A 15,165-nucleotide genomic window follows, 5' to 3' on the forward strand; every position below is an offset into this window, starting at 1 on the left:
CTGGCTCGGGCGCGACTACGCGATTGCCTGGCCCTTCATGCTGCCGCTGATGGCGGTGCTGATCGGGCTGATCGCGCTCGGGCTCGCCGTCCCGGCGCTCCCCCAGCCGCTCGGCTTCTGGACCTCCGCGATGCAGATCGAGTTCGTGCTCGGCATGCTGCTCGGCACGGCGCGGCTCGAAGGGCTGACGCTGCCGCTCCCCGCACGCCTCGCGCTGCTGGCGGCCGGGGCCGGCCTGTTCTGGCTCGTCGGCGGCGACGCCGTGGCGAGGACCGGGCAGAACACCGCCGTCCTCTTCGCGCTCCCCGCGGCCTGCCTCGTCGCGGGCTGCGGCCTCGCGGCCGGCCGCAAGACGGACCGCTGGCAAGCCCCCACCCACTCCCTCTCCCCCTGGCCGATCCGCTTCGGCGAGAGCCTCGGGGACGCCTCCTACGCCATCTACCTGCTCCATCCCTTCGCGATCAGGGCGGCGCTGCGACTGGTCGACGGGCTCGGCCTCGGCCTCGCCCTGGGGGGCGTGGGGATCACGGCCGCGGGCCTCGCCGCGACCGTCGCGCTCGCCCTCGTCTCCTACCGCCTCGTGGAGAAACCCCTGACGCGGCTCGTCCGGCGCCGGACCGAGGAGCGCGCGCCCGCGGCGCGAAGGAGAGGTGGCGCGGCGCGCGCCGATCCGGGATAATCCCCGAAAGCGCCCCCTCCCGATTCAGCGGGAGACGGGCCGGCAGGACGGAAGGGCGATGCAGACCAATTTTACGGCGGCCCAGCTCGCCGATCCGCAGATGGCCGCCTCGGAGAAAATCCTGCGGACCTGCGTCCATTGCGGCTTCTGCACGGCGACCTGCCCGACCTATCTCCTCCTCGGCGACGAGCTGGATTCGCCGCGCGGGCGCATCTACCAGATCAAGGACATGCTGGAGGGAGGAAAGCCCGCCTCCGCCGAAGTGGTCAAGCATGTCGACCGCTGTCTCTCCTGCCTCTCCTGCATGACGACCTGCCCGTCCGGGGTGCATTACATGCATCTCGTCGACCATGCCCGCGCCTATATCGAGCATACCTATCGAAGGCCCCTTCACGACCGGCTGATCCGGGGCCTGCTCGCCCTCACCCTGCCCTATCCGCATCGCTTCCGGCTCGCGATGCTCGCGGCGATGGTCGCGCGGCCCCTGAAGCCTGCCCTCGCCCTCGTGCCCCGTCTCGGCAGCCGGCTCGTCGCCATGCTCGACCTCGCCCCCCGCAAGCCGCCGAACCGCTCCTTCGGCGACCGTCCCGGCACCTTCCCGGCCGAGGGTGAGCGCCGGGGCCGCGTCGCCCTGCTGCGGGGCTGCGCCCAAGCGGTGCTGGCGCCCGGCTACAACGAGGCGGCGATCCGCCTCCTCACCCGGCACGGCGTCGAGGTCGTGCAGGCGCACGAAGGCTGCTGCGGCGCGCTCGTCCACCACATGGGCCGCGAGACGCAGAGCAAGGCCCTCGCCCGCCGGGCGATCGACGCCTGGCTCGCGGAGCACGAAAGAGGAGAACTCGACGCGATCCTCGTGACCGCCTCGGGCTGCGGCACGACGGTCAAGGATTACGGCTTCATGTTCCGCGACGAGCCGGCCTATGCGCAGAAGGCGGCCACCGTCTCGCGCCTCGCGAAGGACGTGACCGAATACGTCCTCTCCCTGGACCTCGCGCCCCCGGCCGAGGAGAGCGACCTCGTCGTCGCCTATCACTCGGCCTGCTCCCTTCAGCACGGCCAGCAGGTCAGGACCGAGCCGAAGACGGCGCTGAAGCGGGCGGGCTTCCTCGTCCGGGACGTGCCGGAGGGGCATATCTGCTGCGGCTCGGCGGGAACCTACAACCTTCTCCAGCCCGAGATCGCCGGGCGCCTGCGCGAGCGCAAGGTGGCGAATATCGAGCGCCTGGAGCCCGATGTGATCGCAGCCGGCAATATCGGCTGCATCACCCAGATCGGGCACGGGACCTCGATCCCGATCGTCCATACGGTCGAATTGCTGGACTGGGCCACCGGCGGCCCGCTGCCGCCCGCCCTGGAAGGCGTCGCGGCGGCCCGCGCCTCCTCTCCCGCCCCTTTGCAAGCGGCGGAGTAACCCGCGCCGCCGGCCCTCAGGCCGAGCGCAGTCTCGCCTGCTCGCGCTCCTTCTGGTGGAGGCGCAGCAGGAGGTCGACATGCTCGGCCGGCAGCGGCGCGGCCTCGGGCGCGCCGTACATCTCGCGCAGCTTCAAGCCGATACGGCGCGCGATCCGATCGTAATCGGGCGCGAAATCCGCGGCATCCCGCCGCGCTGGCTCGTGATTCGGGCACGCCATGAACCGGCCTCCTCGCCCGACCATGGCGCATTAACGTTAACGAGCCGTAAAACACCCCGCCCTCACGGCAGGTGGCCCGCCGCCGCCTTGGCCTTCAGGAGCGCCACCATCAGCGCGTCGCGCTCGCGCAGCATCGCTTCCCGATCGACCTCGCGCATGGCCTCGTCCATGCCGGCGGCGAGCTTGTCCTTCAGGTCCTCGTCCAGCTTCGGCGTCCCGAGATCGGCCCATGCCGCCTCCTTGAACGGTCCCAGATGGTCGAGGGCGTGGCGGATCCCGCCCTCGCCTCCCCCGAGATGCTGGAGCAGGCAGGGCCCCATCAACGCCCAGCGCAGGCCCGGCCCGTGCGCGATCGCCGCATCGACCTCCGAGACCGACACCGCGCCGATCTTCACCAGGTGATAGGCTTCCCGGTAGAGGGCGTTCTGGAGGCGGTTGGCGACGTGGCCGATCAGCTCCATGCGGATATGGATCGGGCGCTTGCCGATGCGGGCGTAGAACTCCATCGCCTCCTCGATCGCCTCCGGCGCGGTTTCCCTGCCGCCGACCACCTCGACCAGCGGGATCAGGTGCGGTGGATTGAACGGATGGCCGACGAGGACGCGGCCCGGATGGCGGCAGCCGGCCTGGAAGAGGCTCGGCATCAGGCCCGAGGTCGAGGAGGCGAGAAGAACGTCCGGCGCCGTCGCCGCGTCGAGGCGGCGGAAGGTCTCCCGCTTGACCTCTTCCCGCTCGGGCCCGCTCTCCTGCACGAAATCGACCTCGGCGACGGCCGCCTCCAGATCCGGCTCGAAGCGGATGCGGTCGGGGCTTGCGCCCGCGGCGAGGCCCAGCTCGGCGAGGACGGGCCAGGCCCGGTCCACCTGCCGCCGCAGGCGCTCCTCCGCCCCCGGAGCGGGATCGGTCGCGACGACATCGAGCCCCTGGGCCAGAAAGCAGGCGGCCCAGCTCGCGCCGATGAGCCCCGTTCCGACGACGCCTACCCGATCGATCCAACGTCCCATCGCCTCCTCCCCGCCATCCGGCCACGGCTCTCACGGCCCGGACCGTGTCTTCTCTTCGCGACGGGGCATCTTAGGGCCCTCTTCTGCCGTGCCAAGCGGCAGGACGCGCGACCGGCGGGTCCTATTCTGGACCGGATGGGCGGCGGAAAGCTTCATTATGCGACAATGGGTGTGATTTGCTTGCGAATGTCACTTGCTTTATTGGGTGGTCGGTGCATTGAAGGATTGTCGTCCCGACGACCCGAGAAAGAATCACCATGGAACCATCCACCGACACGTCGACCCAAGAACTCGCCGAGCTGACCAGCGAGATCGTCTCCGCCTTCGTCTCGAACAACAAGCTCACCGCGAGCGAGCTGCCCGAGATCATCGCTACGGTCCACTCCGCTCTGCGCAGCCTGGGCGAGAAGAAGGCTCCCGAGCCTGAAAGGCTGACGCCGATCGTGCCGATCAAGAAAACGATCACGCCCGATTATTTGATCAGCCTGGAAGACGGCCGCCGCTACAAGTCGCTCAAGCGCCATTTGTCCGGCCGCGGACTGACGCCGGCCGAATATCGCGAGAAATGGGGCCTGGCGCGGGACTACCCGATGGTAGCGCCCAACTATGCCAAGCAACGCTCCGAACTCGCCAAGGCGCTGGGCCTCGGCCAGCAGCGCCGCAAGAAGGTGGAGAAGCCCGTCGAGGCTCCCGCCCCGAAGCGGCGCGGTCGGCCGAAGGCCGCCAGCAGCGAGGCCGGCGAAGCCGCCTGACGACCCTTCCCGGGGGGCGCCCGTCCGCCCCCCGGAAAGCCCGGCCCGGCGGAGACGGAGCGGGACCTCGCCTGAGCGAGGCGGCTCGACATTCGGAAGGCGGGCGCCCATCTGGGGCGAATGCTTCCGCTTTCCTGTCTCGATCTCTCCTTCGTCCGCTCGGGACATCGCCCGAGCGAGGCTCTTCACGACACGATCCGTCTCGCCCGCGCCTGCGATGCGGCCGGATATGCGCGCTACTGGCTCGCCGAGCACCACAACCTTCCCTCCGTCGCAAGCCCGGCGCCCGAGATCATGATCGGGCAGATCGCCGCCGCCACGGCGCGCATCCGCGTGGGCGCCGGCGGCGTGATGCTGCCGAACCATCCGCCCCTCATGGTGGCCGAGCGCTTCCGCATGCTGGAGGGGCTGTTTCCGGGCCGGATCGATCTCGGCCTCGGCCGGGCGCCCGGAACGGACGGCGTGACGGCCTTCGCGCTTCGCCGGCACCAGGAGAGCCGCGAGGGCGACGACTTCCTGGAAAAATTGCAGGAACTGCTCCTGTGGGAGAGCGGCGGCTTCCCGGAAGGGCATCCCTTCCGGCGCGTCGTGGCCATGCCGTCCGACGTCGCGCTGCCGCCCATCTGGCTGCTCGGCTCCTCGGGCTATTCCGCCCGGCTCGCGGCGCGGATCGGGGTCGGCTTCGCCTTCGCCCATCATTTCGCGCAGCACGACGCGCATGACGCCATGCTGGCCTACAAGGCGGAGTTCCAGCCTTCCCCACGGCTCCCCGCGCCCTATGCGATCCTGGCCGTCGCGGCCGCCGCGGCCGAGACGCAGGAGGAGGCGGAACGGCTGGCCTCCAGCCACGACCTGCATCGCCTGCGCCGGGACCGGGGCGAATTCGGACCCCTGCCGAGCCCCGAGGAGGCCACCGCCTATCCCTACAGCGATGCGGAGCGCGCCTCGATCCGCCGCAACCGCGAACGCTTCTTCGTCGGGGAGCCGGACGCGGTCGCGGCGCAGCTCGCCGCCTTCGCCCGCTCGACGCGGGCGGACGAGGTGATGGTCACCTCCGCCATCTGGGACCAGGAGGCGCGGCGCCGGTCCTACGAATGGCTGATCGCAGCCATGGCCCGGCAGCCCGCCGGATAGGGCCGCGCCGTCATCCTCCCTCGAGGAGCGCGTGGGCGCGGGCCTTGAGGTCGAGGCCGAGATCGGCCGCTTCGGCGGGCGTGACGCCGAGCCCCCTCGCCATGAGGCGGCGCGCGATCATGTGGTCGGCCGGCCTGTTGACCGATTCGACCCCGAGCAGCCTCCCCCCGCCATAGCAGAAGACCGAGAAGGCCCCGCGGCCTGGATCGCCCCGCGGCACGGCCTCGTCATGTCCCGCGGTCAGGCCGGCTATCTGGAGCTTCATCCGGCCCTGGTCGCTCCAGAACCACGGGACCGCGTCATAGGCAGCCGGCCGTCCGGCGAGCCGCGCGGCGAGGCAGCGGGCCTGGTCGACGGCGTTCTGCACCGATTCGAGCCGGATCCTCCGGCCTCCCGCAAAGGCGCTCGGATAGCTCGCGCAATCGCCGATCGCCGAGATCGCCTCATCCCCTGTCGCCAGATATTCGTCGACCCGGATGCCGTTCTCGACGGCGAGTCCCGCCTCGGCGGCAAGCTCGACATTCGGCACGACCCCGATTCCGACCAGGACGAGATCGGCCGGAAGATGCGCGCCGTCCGCCGTCACGACCCCGCTCGCCCGGCCGCCCTCCCCGGTGACGCCCGTCACCGCCGTCTCGAACAGGAAGCGCAGTCCCGCCGCCTCGTGAGCCTGCCGGAGATAATCCGACATCGGCACCGACAGCGAGCGCGCCATCGGCCGGCTCGCGGCCTCGACGACCGTCACCTCGATGCCGAGGGAGGCGGCGAGGGAGGCGAATTCGAGCCCGATGAACCCCGCCCCGACCACGACGATGCGCCGCGCCTGCGCGAGGCGAGCGCGAATCAGGTCGGCCTCCGTGCGCAGGCGCAGGTAGAAGACGCCGTCCAGCGTCGCACCCGGCACCGTCAGCAGGCGGTTTCGGGAGCCCGTCGCCAGCACGAGACGGTCGTAGGACAGCACAGCCCCCGATGCGAGCCCGACCGTCCGGGTCCCCCGGTCGATCCGGAGCGCACGCTCGGGCGCCAGAAGCTCGATCTCCCGCTCGCGGAAGAAATCCTCCGTGCGCAGGTCCAGGCCGCCTTCATGGACCTTGCCCGCGAGATAGGCTTTCGACAAAGGCGGCCGCTGGTAGGGCAGGCCCGGCTCCTCGCCGACGAGCCGGATCGCTCCGCGATAGCCGTCGTCGCGCAGCGAGGTCGCGACCTGAAGCCCGCCCTGCCCCGCCCCGAGGATCACGATGCCGGTCCCGCCGCTCACGCCCCGCCCCTCGACCATTCCGAGACGCCAAGCCATATCATGAAAAGCGCATTCGCCGGGAGGATCGCCGGCCTTTCCGGCCTCACCCGAGCCGCCAGACCTTGGCGTGCTTGACCTCCGCATCCTCCAGCGCCCGCGTGACCGGCACGCTGTAGGCGGCGACCTCGACGAGGCGGTCCTGCGGCAGGGAGGAGCCACCGGGATCGCCGATCAGGATCCGCGCCCCCCGCTTCTCCAGCGCGCGCAGCCAGGATTCCATCGCGCCGGCGATGTCCCGGTCGTAGAAGATGTCGCCCGCCAGCACGACCTCCCAGCCCTCGTCGCGCCCGACGAGATCGCCGAGTCGCGGCGCGACCGCGACGCCGTTCGCCGCCGCGTTCAGGGCGACGGCCTCCGCCGCGAAGGCGTCGATATCGGACGCCTCGACCCGCGCCGCGCCCCCCAGGGCCGCCGCGATCGCGACGAGCCCCGAGCCGGAGGCGACGTCGAGCACGGCGCGGCCGGCGACGATCTCGCGATGGTCCAGCACATAGCGCGCCAGCGCCTGCCCGCCCGCCCAGGCGAAGGCCCAGAAGGGCGGCGGCAATCCCATCTCGCCCAGTTCCTCCTCGGTCTTCTCCCACAGATCCATGGCCTCGTCGGCGAGATGGAGCCTGATCTCGGGCACGTGCGGCGCGGTGCGCAGCCGGGTCTGCGCGCGGATGAAGCCGCGCCGGTCCCCGATCACGGGGCCTTGTCCAGCATGTCGCGGTAGAGCGCCTTCACCTGCTCCATCACCGCGCGCTCGGTGAAGCCGTCGAGGACGCGCGCGCGGGCCGCCTCGCCCATCCGGGCGACAAGGCCGGGATCGGCCGCGAGGCCGGCCAAAGCCGCGGCGAGGGCGGCCGGATCGTCCGGGGGCACGAGGCGGCCCTCCCGCCCGTCGCGCACCAGCCGGCGGCAGCCCGGAACGTCGGTCGTCACCACGGCGCGCCCGCACGCCGCCCCTTCGAGCAGCGTGCGCGGCAGGCCCTCCCCGCCCCGCGAGGGCAGGCAGCAGACATGATGCGCGCGCCAGACGGCGGCGGCATCCCGCGTCGGGCCGTGCCAGGCGATGCCGGGCTCGCGCGACCAGGATTCGAGCTGCTCCCGCGAGAGCGCGCGCGGATTGGAGGGATCGGGCGAGCCGTAGAGCGACAGTTCCACCTCCGCCCCCCCGGCCCGCGCGCGCCGCACCGCCTCGACGGCGGTATCGATGCCCTTGGACCAGAGCATGCGCGCGACGATCGCGACCCGCAGGGGCGGGGGCGGCAGGGGCGCGGGGGCGAAATGGCCGGGATCGATCCCCGCCCCCCCGACGAGCCAGACCCGCCGCCGGTTCGCCGGATCGAGGCCGAGAAGGCGCGGATCATCCTCGTTCTCGAACAGGAAGCGCGTCCCGGCGCTCTGGAGCGGGCCGCGCAGGAGACTGCGGATGGCGAGCCGCGCCCCCCGCCCGACGAGATCGGGCCGCGCGCCGAGATAGCCGAGCCCCGTCAGCGCATAGACGCGCCGGTCGATCCGCGCCATCGCCGCCGCCGCCCCGCCGACGAGGATCGAGCGCAAGGCGATGCAATGGACGATGTCGGGCCGGCGCGCCTTCAGGATGGCGGCGAGGCGCCCCGCCGCGTCGCCTGCCGCGAGCGGATTGAGGCTGCGCCGTTCCGCCTCGAGCGGCACGACCGTCGCGCCCGTCTCCTCGATGAGAGCCGCGTGGTCGCGCACGCGCGTGACCACGTCGACCTCGAGCCCCATCTCGCGCGCGGCGCGCGCCATGGGCAGGAAATGGGACGCGTAGAACCAGTCCTCCGTGACCACGAAGGCGAGGCGGGCACCCATGCTAGCGGATGAAGGGATTCGTCGCCTTCTCCCGGCCGATCGTCGAGCCCGGCCCGTGGCCCGGCAGGAAGGAGACGTCGTCTCCGAGGGGCAGGATCTTGGCCTTGATGCCCCCGATGAGCTGCTCGTGGCTGCCGCCGGGAAGGTCCGTGCGCCCGACCGAGCCCTGGAACAGCACGTCGCCCATGAAGGCGAAGCGGAGCGAGGGCGCGAAGAGCACGACGCTTCCCGGCGAATGGCCGGGGCAATGCAGCACCTCGAAGGGCACGCCCGCGATCTCGATCGTGTCGCCCTCCTTCAGATAGCGGTTGGGCGTCACGTTCCGCGTGCCGTCGAGCCCGTATTGGGCGCCCTGGATGTCGAGGCGTTCGAGCAGGGGCTTGTCCGCCTCGTGAGGGCCGACGACCTCGACGCCCAACGCCTCGGCCAGTTCGGCCGCGCCCCCCGCATGGTCGATATGGCCATGGGTCAGGAGGATGAAATCGACGGTGATCCCGGCCCTCTCGATCGCCTCGCGAATCGCGGCCACGTCGCCGCCGGGATCGACGACGACGCCGTGCTTCGTCGCCTGCGACCAGATGAGCGAGCAATTCTGCTGGAAGGACGTGACCGGCACGACCTGGATCTGGATATCGGGCATGGCACGCTCGCTGAAGCCGGGGCGGCTCCGTCAGGTATCCTGATGGGGCCCGCACCAGCCGGGCAGGTACACGGCTTCGTCGCCCTTGGCGAGGGCGAGCGCCTGACGCATGGCGCCGGTGAAATCCTTCTCGACGAGCTTGCGCGACAGGCGGCGCCGCATGAAATCCGCCCACAGGAACTCGCTGAAGGGCGTCGTGTCCTTGGCGAAACCGCCGGCCCGCCTCAGCTCCCCGGCGAGGCTGCGGAACGGATCGTCGGCGAGATCGGAGACCCGCTTCGGGATGTCGTCGATCGAACGGCGCACACCCGTCGCATCATAGGGATGTGCCCAGCCCCGGTGGTCGGTCACGATCCAGAAGGCATCCTTGTCGAGATGGCGCAGATCCGCGACCACGTTCGTCGACACGTGCTTCACCCCCTCCAGGAGGAGGGCCATGGCCAGATGGTGGTGGTCGATGATGTAGCGCCGGCCCTTCGGCCCCAGCAGGACGGGGATCATGTGCTTGCCGAGGAAGTTCCCCTGGTCCTCCTCCTCCTGCTCGCGCCAGCGGCGGCGCTTCTCCTCGACCTCTCGATAGCCGACCGTCATCTGGGTCGGGCGAAGCTCCTCGATCGGCACCGAGTGCAGGACGGGCTCGCGCAGACTCATCGGACAGGTCTCTCCAGCGAAAGGACGAGGATCCGGGCCGGATGCGACCGGCCCGTGACAACGCTCGCCGTGCCTTCAGCGCCGCTTGCCACCCTTGGCGGGCGGAGCCGCAGGCTCCTCGCCGGCGGCGAGCTGGGCCTTGACGGCAAGCGAGGCGAGAGGGCTCGCGACCTCGACGACCTCGGCCTTGCCGATGCCGGTCTTCGGATCGAAATCGCCGGTCAGCATCACGACGCGTCCGGCATTCTTGGACAGGTCGATCTTCTGCCCGTCGGGGCCGGTCACGTCGACCGGCGTCGGATCGGCGCCCTGCGCGGCGGGCGCGTTGCTGTAGAGGATCGCGACCTGCGAGCCCACGACGACGCCGAGATGGCAGATCTCCTCGGCCGTCCGGCAGGGGAAGATCTGGACGGGCTCGGGGGCGGCCGCGGCCGGCTTGGCGGGAGCCCCCTTGCGCTGCTGCGCCTCGGCGGCGCCGGCAAAGGCGAGAGGCAGGAGCAGCGAGAGGGAAAGAAGAAGGCGCATCATGATCTCCGTGACGGATGGAACGGCTTCGTGGCCAAAAGCGGCGCCACGATGACGCCCCGCCCCATAGGGCCATCGGGACGCCCGCGCCATCCGCGCCGTCCCTCTCAAGCCTCGCGGGCGAAGCGTCCGATCACGATCTCCGTCTCGCCCTGGAGCCGCCGCTCGGCCTCGACGAATCCCTCCGGCAGCGCGAAGGCGCTCTGCGCCGCCTCCTCGACCACGACCAGCGCCCCGGGCGCGAGCCAGCCTCCCGCCGCGCAGGAGGACAGGGCGGGTCCCGCCAGATCGCGGCCATAGGGAGGGTCGCAGAAGACGAGCGATGCGGGCGCGTTCGGGGCGGCCGGCCCCATCCTCGTCGCGTCGCGCCGAAACAGGCGCGAGATCCCCCCCGCGCCGAGGCTCTCGATATTCCGGCGGATGAGTCCACGCGCCTCCGCGCCGTCATCGACAAAGGTCGCGAAGCACGCGCCCCGGGACAGAGCCTCGAAGCCCAGCGCCCCGGTCCCGGCATAAAGGTCGAGGACCCGCGCGCCCGCGAGCGGGTCCTCATAGGCATGGGCCAGCACGTTGAAGAGCGTCTCGCGCAGGCGGTCGGACGTCGGGCGAATCGCCGAATCGCGCCCCTGCGCAGCCGGCGCTGCGAGCGGCCGCCCGCGCCAGCGGCCGCCGACGATTCTCATGACGACGCCTAGGCCCCGCGTCCTTTCGGGCCGCCGCCGCGATGCGGCTTGCCGCCTGGGGAGCCGCCGAAGCGGCCCGGCTTGCCTCCGCGAGGCGCGCCGCCTCCCCGGGGCGCGCCGCCCCCGCGGGGCGCCTCGCCCCGGCCAGGGGGACCGCCCGGACCGCGCTTGCCGAAGGAGGCGCCGCGCGGCGCCCGGCCCGGCGGCCCCTCGGCCGTCTCTCGCCATCCCGCATGGTCGCGGCGATGGCGGGCCGGCCTCTCCTCGGGGACGGGCTTCAGCCGCTCGACGAGAACCCGCCTCCCCTCGCCGGCCTCGATCGGCTTGCCGCGGCTGCGCGGCCGGGCGGCGGAAGCGAGGCGCTCGCTCTTGGGGTCCTCCCGCCGCTCGCGGCGCGGGGGCCGGGGCGGGCGCGTCTCCTCGTCGGCCCGCCAGACGAGGTCGCGGGGACGCTCCTCGCGCGGCTTGCGGCGATCCTGCGCAGGTTCCGGCATCTCCCGGCCACGCCGGAAATCCGCGCGCGCGCCGAAATCCCGGCCGCGTTCCTCGCCGGCCCGGCGCGGGCGCGGCATGCGGGCCGGCAGCTTCGGCTCCCGCCCGAAGGGCGCGATGGGCATCCTGACCGGGCTCGCGAAATCCGCCCCCGCCTCGGCGGCCAGCGCCTCGCCGAGCTGCTCCTTGAGGACCTTGGTCCGCACCTCCTCGACGAGGCCCGGCTCGATCTCGCCGAGCTGGAAGGGCCCGAAGGACAGCCGGATGAGGCGATTCACCTGGAGGCCCAGATGCTCCAGGATGCGCTTGACCTCGCGGTTCTTGCCCTCGCGCAGCGCGATGGACAACCAGGCATTGTCTCCTTGGACGCGGTCGAGCGTGGCCTCGACCGCGCCGTATTCCATGCCGTCGACGGTGATGCCGCCGCGCAGCCTGTCGAGCTGGGCCTGGGTCACCTCCGCGCCGTGGGCCCGCGCCCGGTAGCGCCGCGTCCAGCCCGTCGCCGGCTGCGCGATCACCTTGGCGAGGCCGCCGTCGTTGGTCAGGAGCAGGAGGCCCTCGGTATTGATGTCGAGCCGGCCGATGGCGACGACGCGCGGCATGTCCTCGGGCAGCGAATCGAACACGGTCGGCCGCCCCTCGGGATCGCGGAAGGTCGTCACAAGGCCGCGCGGCTTGTGGAACAGCCACAGCCGCGTGCGCTCGCGCGAGGGCAGCGGCTCGCCGTCCACGGCGATGCGGTCTTCCGGCCCGACATTGAGGGCCGGAGAGGTCACGGTCTCGCCGTTGAGGCTGACGCGGCCGGCCTCGATCATGGCCTCGGCATCCCGGCGCGAGGCAAGGCCCGCGCGCGCGATCACCTTGGCGATCCGCTCCTCGGCCGGGGCCGCCTCCGGCTCCTCGGCACGCTCCTGTCGTGCAGGGCGTTCCTGTCGTACAGGACGTTCCTGCCGTGCAGGACGCTCCGTGCGCCCCGGGGCGGGGCGGGGCTTGGCACGCTGTTCCGGCCTCCGTGTCAGGAAGCCCTCGCCCCCTGGGCCCCGTCCGGGAGGCGCGCGCCGGCCGCCGCGGCCCGGCCGCCGGTCATCGTCGTTGGTGTCGGTCATGGCCTGCTGATAGCAGAGCAGACCATGGAGGGCGAGCGCATTGGCCGTCGCAAGGAACCGCAAGCCGAGGATCGACCCGATGGAGCGGGCCTTCGCCGAGGCGCGGGCCGCCGGCGCCGCCGGGGAGGTTCCCGTGGGCGCCGCCGTCGTGCGGGACGGGGCCGTCGTCGCCGCGGCGGGGAACGCGACGCGGCGCGACAGCGATCCCACCGCCCATGCCGAGATGGTCGCCCTGCGCGCCGCCGCCCGCGCGCTCGGGGACGACCGCCTCGCCGGCTGCGATCTCTACGTGACGCTCGAGCCCTGCGCGATGTGCGCGGGAGCCATTGCACATGCCCGCATCCGCCGTCTCTATTTCGCCGCGCCCGACCCCAAGGGCGGCGCCGTCGAGCACGGTCCGCGCTTCTTCGGGCAGCCGACCTGCCACCATGTCCCGGAGGTCTATGGCGGCATCCGCGAGTCGGAAGCCGCCGCCCTGCTGCGGGAGTTCTTTGCAGGTATACGCCCCTAACTCCGGCACGCGGGATGCAGCGCCGTCCTCGCCCGTTAACGCTCGCCTAACAGCCGGGTGCGATCCTGGGACAGAAGCGGCCCGCCATGAACCAGAAGGCTGCCGGAGGCGACCAACGGACAAAGGGGGAGACGTCCCATGTCGAGCCTCATCCTCTTCACCTTCGCGCTCTTCGTCATCGTTTTCGCGGCCCTGGCCCGGATCGCCCGCCGTCCCGCCTGGAGCCGTCTCGTCCTCGTCGCCGTCCTGACGCTGATCTTCGACCGGCCCGGCGGCAAGCGCCCGGCCCGCGCCCGCGGCCATCGCATTTGAACCCTATGGCTGGGGCGTCCCCTCCAGCCATCGAAGGTCTCCTAGGCAGCAAATTCCTCGCGCCGATATCCCTGGAGATAGAGCAAGGCCGTGAGGTCGCCGTGGTCGATGCGCACGCGCGCCGCCGCGGCGACGGCGGGCTTGGCGTGATAGGCGACGCCGAGGCCGGCTTCCCCCAGCATGGCGAGGTCGTTGGCCCCGTCGCCCACCGCCAGGACATCCTCGGGAGCGAGGGCGAGCTTCCCACGCAACTCGCGTAAAGTGTCCCGCTTGGCCTCCTTGCCGAGGATCGGCTCGGCCACCGCGCCGGCCAGCGCATCGCCCTCCGTCAGAAGCCGGTTGGCGCGGTTCTCCTGGAAGCCGATCATGGCCGCGACAGGCCCGGTGAACAGCGTGAAGCCTCCCGAGACGAGGCAGGCATAGGCCCCGTCCCGCCGCATCGTGCGGACCAATTCGCGCCCGCCCGGCGTCAGCGTGATCCGCTCGGCGATGATCTTGCCGACGATGTCCAGCGGCAGCCCGCGCAACAGGGCCACGCGCTCGCGCAGGGCCGGCTCGAAGGCGATCTCGCCCCGCATCGCCCGCTCGGTGACGGCGGCGACCTGCGGCTTCAGCCCGACGAAATCGGCCAGCTCGTCGATGCATTCCTGGTCGATCATGGTCGAATCCATGTCGGCCAGGAACAGGCGCTTGCGCCTCGCCGGGGCGGGCAGCACCGCGACGTCGAGCGCGAGCCCCCCGAGCGCCTCGCGCAGGCGCGCCTCGACCGCCGCCGCATCGCCCCCGGCGTCGAATTCGGCCGCGACGCCCTCGGCCAGGAGGCGCACGGATGCGCCCGCGAGCACCGAGGAGGCGCAACGCAGCGCCTCTTCGGTGAGGGCGGGGCGCGCGGGATTTGCAATCAGGGTCGCGATGAGGGACGGGCTTGCCAAGGTCGGGCGATCTTCGGTCTGGGAGTTGTCGTGGAGCAGGCGATCCTCATTGCAGGGCCGACCGCCTCGGGCAAGTCGGCGCTGGCGCTGCGGCTCGCGCGGGAGCGGGGCGGCGTCGTGATCAATGCCGATTCGATGCAGGTCTACCGCGACCTGCGTCTCCTCTCGGCCCGCCCCTCCCACGAGGAGGAGGCAGCCGCCCCGCATCGGCTCTACGGCCATGTGGACGGGGCCGTGAACTATTCCGCCGGCCGCTATGTCGAGGATGCAGGGCGGCTCCTCGCGGAATTGCCGCCAGGGGCCCTGCCCATCTTCTGCGGCGGCACGGGCCTTTATTTCAAGGCGCTCACCGAGGGCCTTTCGGCCCTGCCGCCCGTGCCGGAGGAGGTGCGCGCGCGGATTCGCGCCGGGGCCGAGGGCCGGCCGGCGCCGGACCTCCACGCCGAACTCGCGCTCCGCGATCCCGAAGGCGCCGCGCGGCTCCGGCCCGGCGACCGCCAGCGCATCCTGCGCGCGCTCGAGATCCATGCCGCGACCGGCAGGCCGATCGGCGCCTTCCAGGGCGCGCGCATCCCCGGTCCCCTGGCCGGCCGGCCCTGGCGCGGCCTCTACCTGATGCCGCAGGAGCGGACCGTCTTGCGCGCGCGCATCGACCGGCGCTTCGAGCAGATGATCGAGGCCGGCGCCCTGGAGGAGGTCCGCGCCCTCGCCGAACGCGGCCTCGCGCGCGACCTTCCGATCATGCGCGCCCACGGCGTCCCCGGCCTCCTCGCCCATCTGCGCGGCGAGGCGACGCTGGCCGAGGCGATCGAGAGAGGCCAGGCCGATACCCGCGCCTATGCCAAGCGCCAGATCACCTGGTTCCGCCACCAGATGGAGGGCTGGGAGATTGTGGCGGCCTGACCCGGAATCCTGCCATAAGGAGACAACGGGGAACGGGGCACATGATCTACGATTATTGCGTGGTGGGTGGCGGGATCGTCGGGCTCGCGACGGGT

At 71.9% G+C, this 15,165-nt stretch carries 18 protein-coding genes; 7 read left to right on the forward strand and 11 right to left on the reverse strand.

Annotated features, from left to right (window positions below; translation table 11 throughout):
- Window positions 1-679, forward strand: a 679-nt coding sequence (locus PKD06_RS07900) for an acyltransferase family protein (RefSeq protein ID WP_324379273.1), incomplete at its 5' end; no start/stop codon positions are given.
- A gap of 58 nt (window positions 680-737) precedes the next feature.
- Window positions 738-2,090 carry a glycolate oxidase subunit GlcF gene (glcF, locus tag PKD06_RS07905; RefSeq protein ID WP_324379274.1) on the forward strand — a complete coding sequence of 451 codons (1,353 nt, stop codon included), beginning with the start codon at window positions 738-740 and terminating at the stop codon, window positions 2,088-2,090.
- 16 nt (window positions 2,091-2,106) lie between these two features.
- Here glcF and PKD06_RS07910 read toward each other — a convergent pair whose 3' ends face one another.
- Entirely contained in the window at window positions 2,107-2,310 is a 204-nt protein-coding gene (locus PKD06_RS07910) for a hypothetical protein (RefSeq protein WP_324379275.1), read from the reverse strand.
- Between the two features lie 62 nt (window positions 2,311-2,372).
- Window positions 2,373-3,314 carry a 3-hydroxyacyl-CoA dehydrogenase NAD-binding domain-containing protein gene (locus PKD06_RS07915; RefSeq protein ID WP_324379276.1) on the reverse strand — a complete coding sequence of 314 codons (942 nt, stop codon included), beginning with the start codon at window positions 3,312-3,314 and terminating at the stop codon, window positions 2,373-2,375.
- A 257-nt stretch (window positions 3,315-3,571) separates the two neighbouring features.
- Between PKD06_RS07915 and PKD06_RS07920 the strand changes: the two genes are divergently transcribed.
- Window positions 3,572-4,066: a MucR family transcriptional regulator gene (locus PKD06_RS07920; RefSeq protein ID WP_324379277.1), complete on the forward strand. Its 495-nt coding sequence runs from the start codon at window positions 3,572-3,574 to the stop codon at window positions 4,064-4,066.
- Window positions 4,067-4,186: 120 nt separating this feature from the next.
- On the forward strand, window positions 4,187-5,200 hold the full coding sequence (locus PKD06_RS07925) for an LLM class flavin-dependent oxidoreductase (protein ID WP_324379278.1): 1,014 nt from the start codon (window positions 4,187-4,189) through the stop codon (window positions 5,198-5,200).
- Between the two features lie 10 nt (window positions 5,201-5,210).
- On the opposite strand, the gene PKD06_RS07930 is transcribed toward PKD06_RS07925, so the two are convergent.
- From PKD06_RS07930 to PKD06_RS07965, 8 genes are all read right to left on the reverse strand, one after another.
- Window positions 5,211-6,494, reverse strand: a complete 1,284-nt coding sequence (locus tag PKD06_RS07930) for an FAD-dependent oxidoreductase (RefSeq protein ID WP_324379279.1) — start codon at window positions 6,492-6,494, stop codon at window positions 5,211-5,213.
- Window positions 6,495-6,540: 46 nt separating this feature from the next.
- Window positions 6,541-7,185 carry a 50S ribosomal protein L11 methyltransferase gene (locus PKD06_RS07935; protein WP_324379280.1) on the reverse strand — a complete coding sequence of 215 codons (645 nt, stop codon included), beginning with the start codon at window positions 7,183-7,185 and terminating at the stop codon, window positions 6,541-6,543.
- Window positions 7,182-8,315, reverse strand: a complete 1,134-nt coding sequence (locus PKD06_RS07940; protein ID WP_324379281.1) for a glycosyltransferase — start codon at window positions 8,313-8,315, stop codon at window positions 7,182-7,184. The genes PKD06_RS07935 and PKD06_RS07940 overlap by 4 nt, the downstream gene beginning before the upstream one ends.
- A 1-nt stretch (window position 8,316) precedes the next feature.
- Complete coding sequence (locus PKD06_RS07945) at window positions 8,317-8,955, reverse strand: MBL fold metallo-hydrolase (protein ID WP_324379282.1); 639 nt, start codon at window positions 8,953-8,955, stop codon at window positions 8,317-8,319.
- Window positions 8,956-8,985: 30 nt separating this feature from the next.
- The gene (locus PKD06_RS07950; RefSeq protein ID WP_324379283.1) at window positions 8,986-9,606 is read right to left on the reverse strand and encodes a ParB-like protein; all 621 of its coding nucleotides are present in this window, start codon (window positions 9,604-9,606) and stop codon (window positions 8,986-8,988) included.
- Window positions 9,607-9,681: 75 nt separating this feature from the next.
- Window positions 9,682-10,134 (reverse strand): hypothetical protein, encoded by a 453-nt coding sequence (locus PKD06_RS07955; protein ID WP_324379284.1) that lies wholly within the window; start codon window positions 10,132-10,134, stop codon window positions 9,682-9,684.
- Between the two features lie 104 nt (window positions 10,135-10,238).
- Window positions 10,239-10,814, reverse strand: a complete 576-nt coding sequence (rsmD, locus tag PKD06_RS07960; RefSeq protein ID WP_324379285.1) for a 16S rRNA (guanine(966)-N(2))-methyltransferase RsmD — start codon at window positions 10,812-10,814, stop codon at window positions 10,239-10,241.
- Between the two features lie 8 nt (window positions 10,815-10,822).
- Window positions 10,823-12,412, reverse strand: coding sequence for a pseudouridine synthase (locus PKD06_RS07965; protein WP_324379294.1), 1,590 nt, complete (start codon window positions 12,410-12,412; stop codon window positions 10,823-10,825).
- A 79-nt stretch (window positions 12,413-12,491) separates the two neighbouring features.
- Between PKD06_RS07965 and PKD06_RS07970 the strand changes: the two genes are divergently transcribed.
- Window positions 12,492-12,923: a nucleoside deaminase gene (locus tag PKD06_RS07970; protein WP_324379286.1), complete on the forward strand. Its 432-nt coding sequence runs from the start codon at window positions 12,492-12,494 to the stop codon at window positions 12,921-12,923.
- A 138-nt stretch (window positions 12,924-13,061) separates the two neighbouring features.
- Window positions 13,062-13,235: a hypothetical protein gene (locus tag PKD06_RS07975; RefSeq protein WP_324379287.1), complete on the forward strand. Its 174-nt coding sequence runs from the start codon at window positions 13,062-13,064 to the stop codon at window positions 13,233-13,235.
- Between the two features lie 41 nt (window positions 13,236-13,276).
- On the opposite strand, the gene serB is transcribed toward PKD06_RS07975, so the two are convergent.
- Window positions 13,277-14,167, reverse strand: a complete 891-nt coding sequence (gene serB, locus PKD06_RS07980; RefSeq protein WP_324379288.1) for a phosphoserine phosphatase SerB — start codon at window positions 14,165-14,167, stop codon at window positions 13,277-13,279.
- Between the two features lie 30 nt (window positions 14,168-14,197).
- Here serB and miaA point away from each other — a divergent pair, with 30 nt between their 5' ends.
- Window positions 14,198-15,070 carry a tRNA (adenosine(37)-N6)-dimethylallyltransferase MiaA gene (miaA, locus tag PKD06_RS07985; RefSeq protein WP_324379289.1) on the forward strand — a complete coding sequence of 291 codons (873 nt, stop codon included), beginning with the start codon at window positions 14,198-14,200 and terminating at the stop codon, window positions 15,068-15,070.
- Window positions 15,071-15,165 lie beyond the last annotated feature (95 nt).

This window comes from Enterovirga sp. (assembly GCF_035325185.1).
Taxonomy (GTDB): Bacteria; Pseudomonadota; Alphaproteobacteria; order Rhizobiales; family Beijerinckiaceae; genus Enterovirga.

What these genes read in the sequence shown, in the direction of transcription:
- PKD06_RS07965 (WP_324379294.1), bottom strand. Translation starts at nt 12,412, where the DNA reads ATGACCGACACCAACGACGATGACCGGCGGCCGGGCCGCGGCGGCCGG.
- rsmD (WP_324379285.1), bottom strand. Translation starts at nt 10,814, where the DNA reads ATGAGAATCGTCGGCGGCCGCTGGCGCGGGCGGCCGCTCGCAGCGCCG.
- PKD06_RS07940 (WP_324379281.1), bottom strand. Translation starts at nt 8,315, where the DNA reads ATGGGTGCCCGCCTCGCCTTCGTGGTCACGGAGGACTGGTTCTACGCG.
- glcF (WP_324379274.1), top strand. Translation starts at nt 738, where the DNA reads ATGCAGACCAATTTTACGGCGGCCCAGCTCGCCGATCCGCAGATGGCC.
- PKD06_RS07950 (WP_324379283.1), bottom strand. Translation starts at nt 9,606, where the DNA reads ATGAGTCTGCGCGAGCCCGTCCTGCACTCGGTGCCGATCGAGGAGCTT.
- PKD06_RS07920 (WP_324379277.1), top strand. Translation starts at nt 3,572, where the DNA reads ATGGAACCATCCACCGACACGTCGACCCAAGAACTCGCCGAGCTGACC.
- PKD06_RS07955 (WP_324379284.1), bottom strand. Translation starts at nt 10,134, where the DNA reads ATGATGCGCCTTCTTCTTTCCCTCTCGCTGCTCCTGCCTCTCGCCTTT.
- PKD06_RS07930 (WP_324379279.1), bottom strand. Translation starts at nt 6,494, where the DNA reads ATGGCTTGGCGTCTCGGAATGGTCGAGGGGCGGGGCGTGAGCGGCGGG.
- PKD06_RS07915 (WP_324379276.1), bottom strand. Translation starts at nt 3,314, where the DNA reads ATGGGACGTTGGATCGATCGGGTAGGCGTCGTCGGAACGGGGCTCATC.
- PKD06_RS07910 (WP_324379275.1), bottom strand. Translation starts at nt 2,310, where the DNA reads ATGGCGTGCCCGAATCACGAGCCAGCGCGGCGGGATGCCGCGGATTTC.
- PKD06_RS07970 (WP_324379286.1), top strand. Translation starts at nt 12,492, where the DNA reads ATGGAGCGGGCCTTCGCCGAGGCGCGGGCCGCCGGCGCCGCCGGGGAG.
- PKD06_RS07975 (WP_324379287.1), top strand. Translation starts at nt 13,062, where the DNA reads ATGTCGAGCCTCATCCTCTTCACCTTCGCGCTCTTCGTCATCGTTTTC.
- PKD06_RS07925 (WP_324379278.1), top strand. Translation starts at nt 4,187, where the DNA reads ATGCTTCCGCTTTCCTGTCTCGATCTCTCCTTCGTCCGCTCGGGACAT.
- PKD06_RS07945 (WP_324379282.1), bottom strand. Translation starts at nt 8,955, where the DNA reads ATGCCCGATATCCAGATCCAGGTCGTGCCGGTCACGTCCTTCCAGCAG.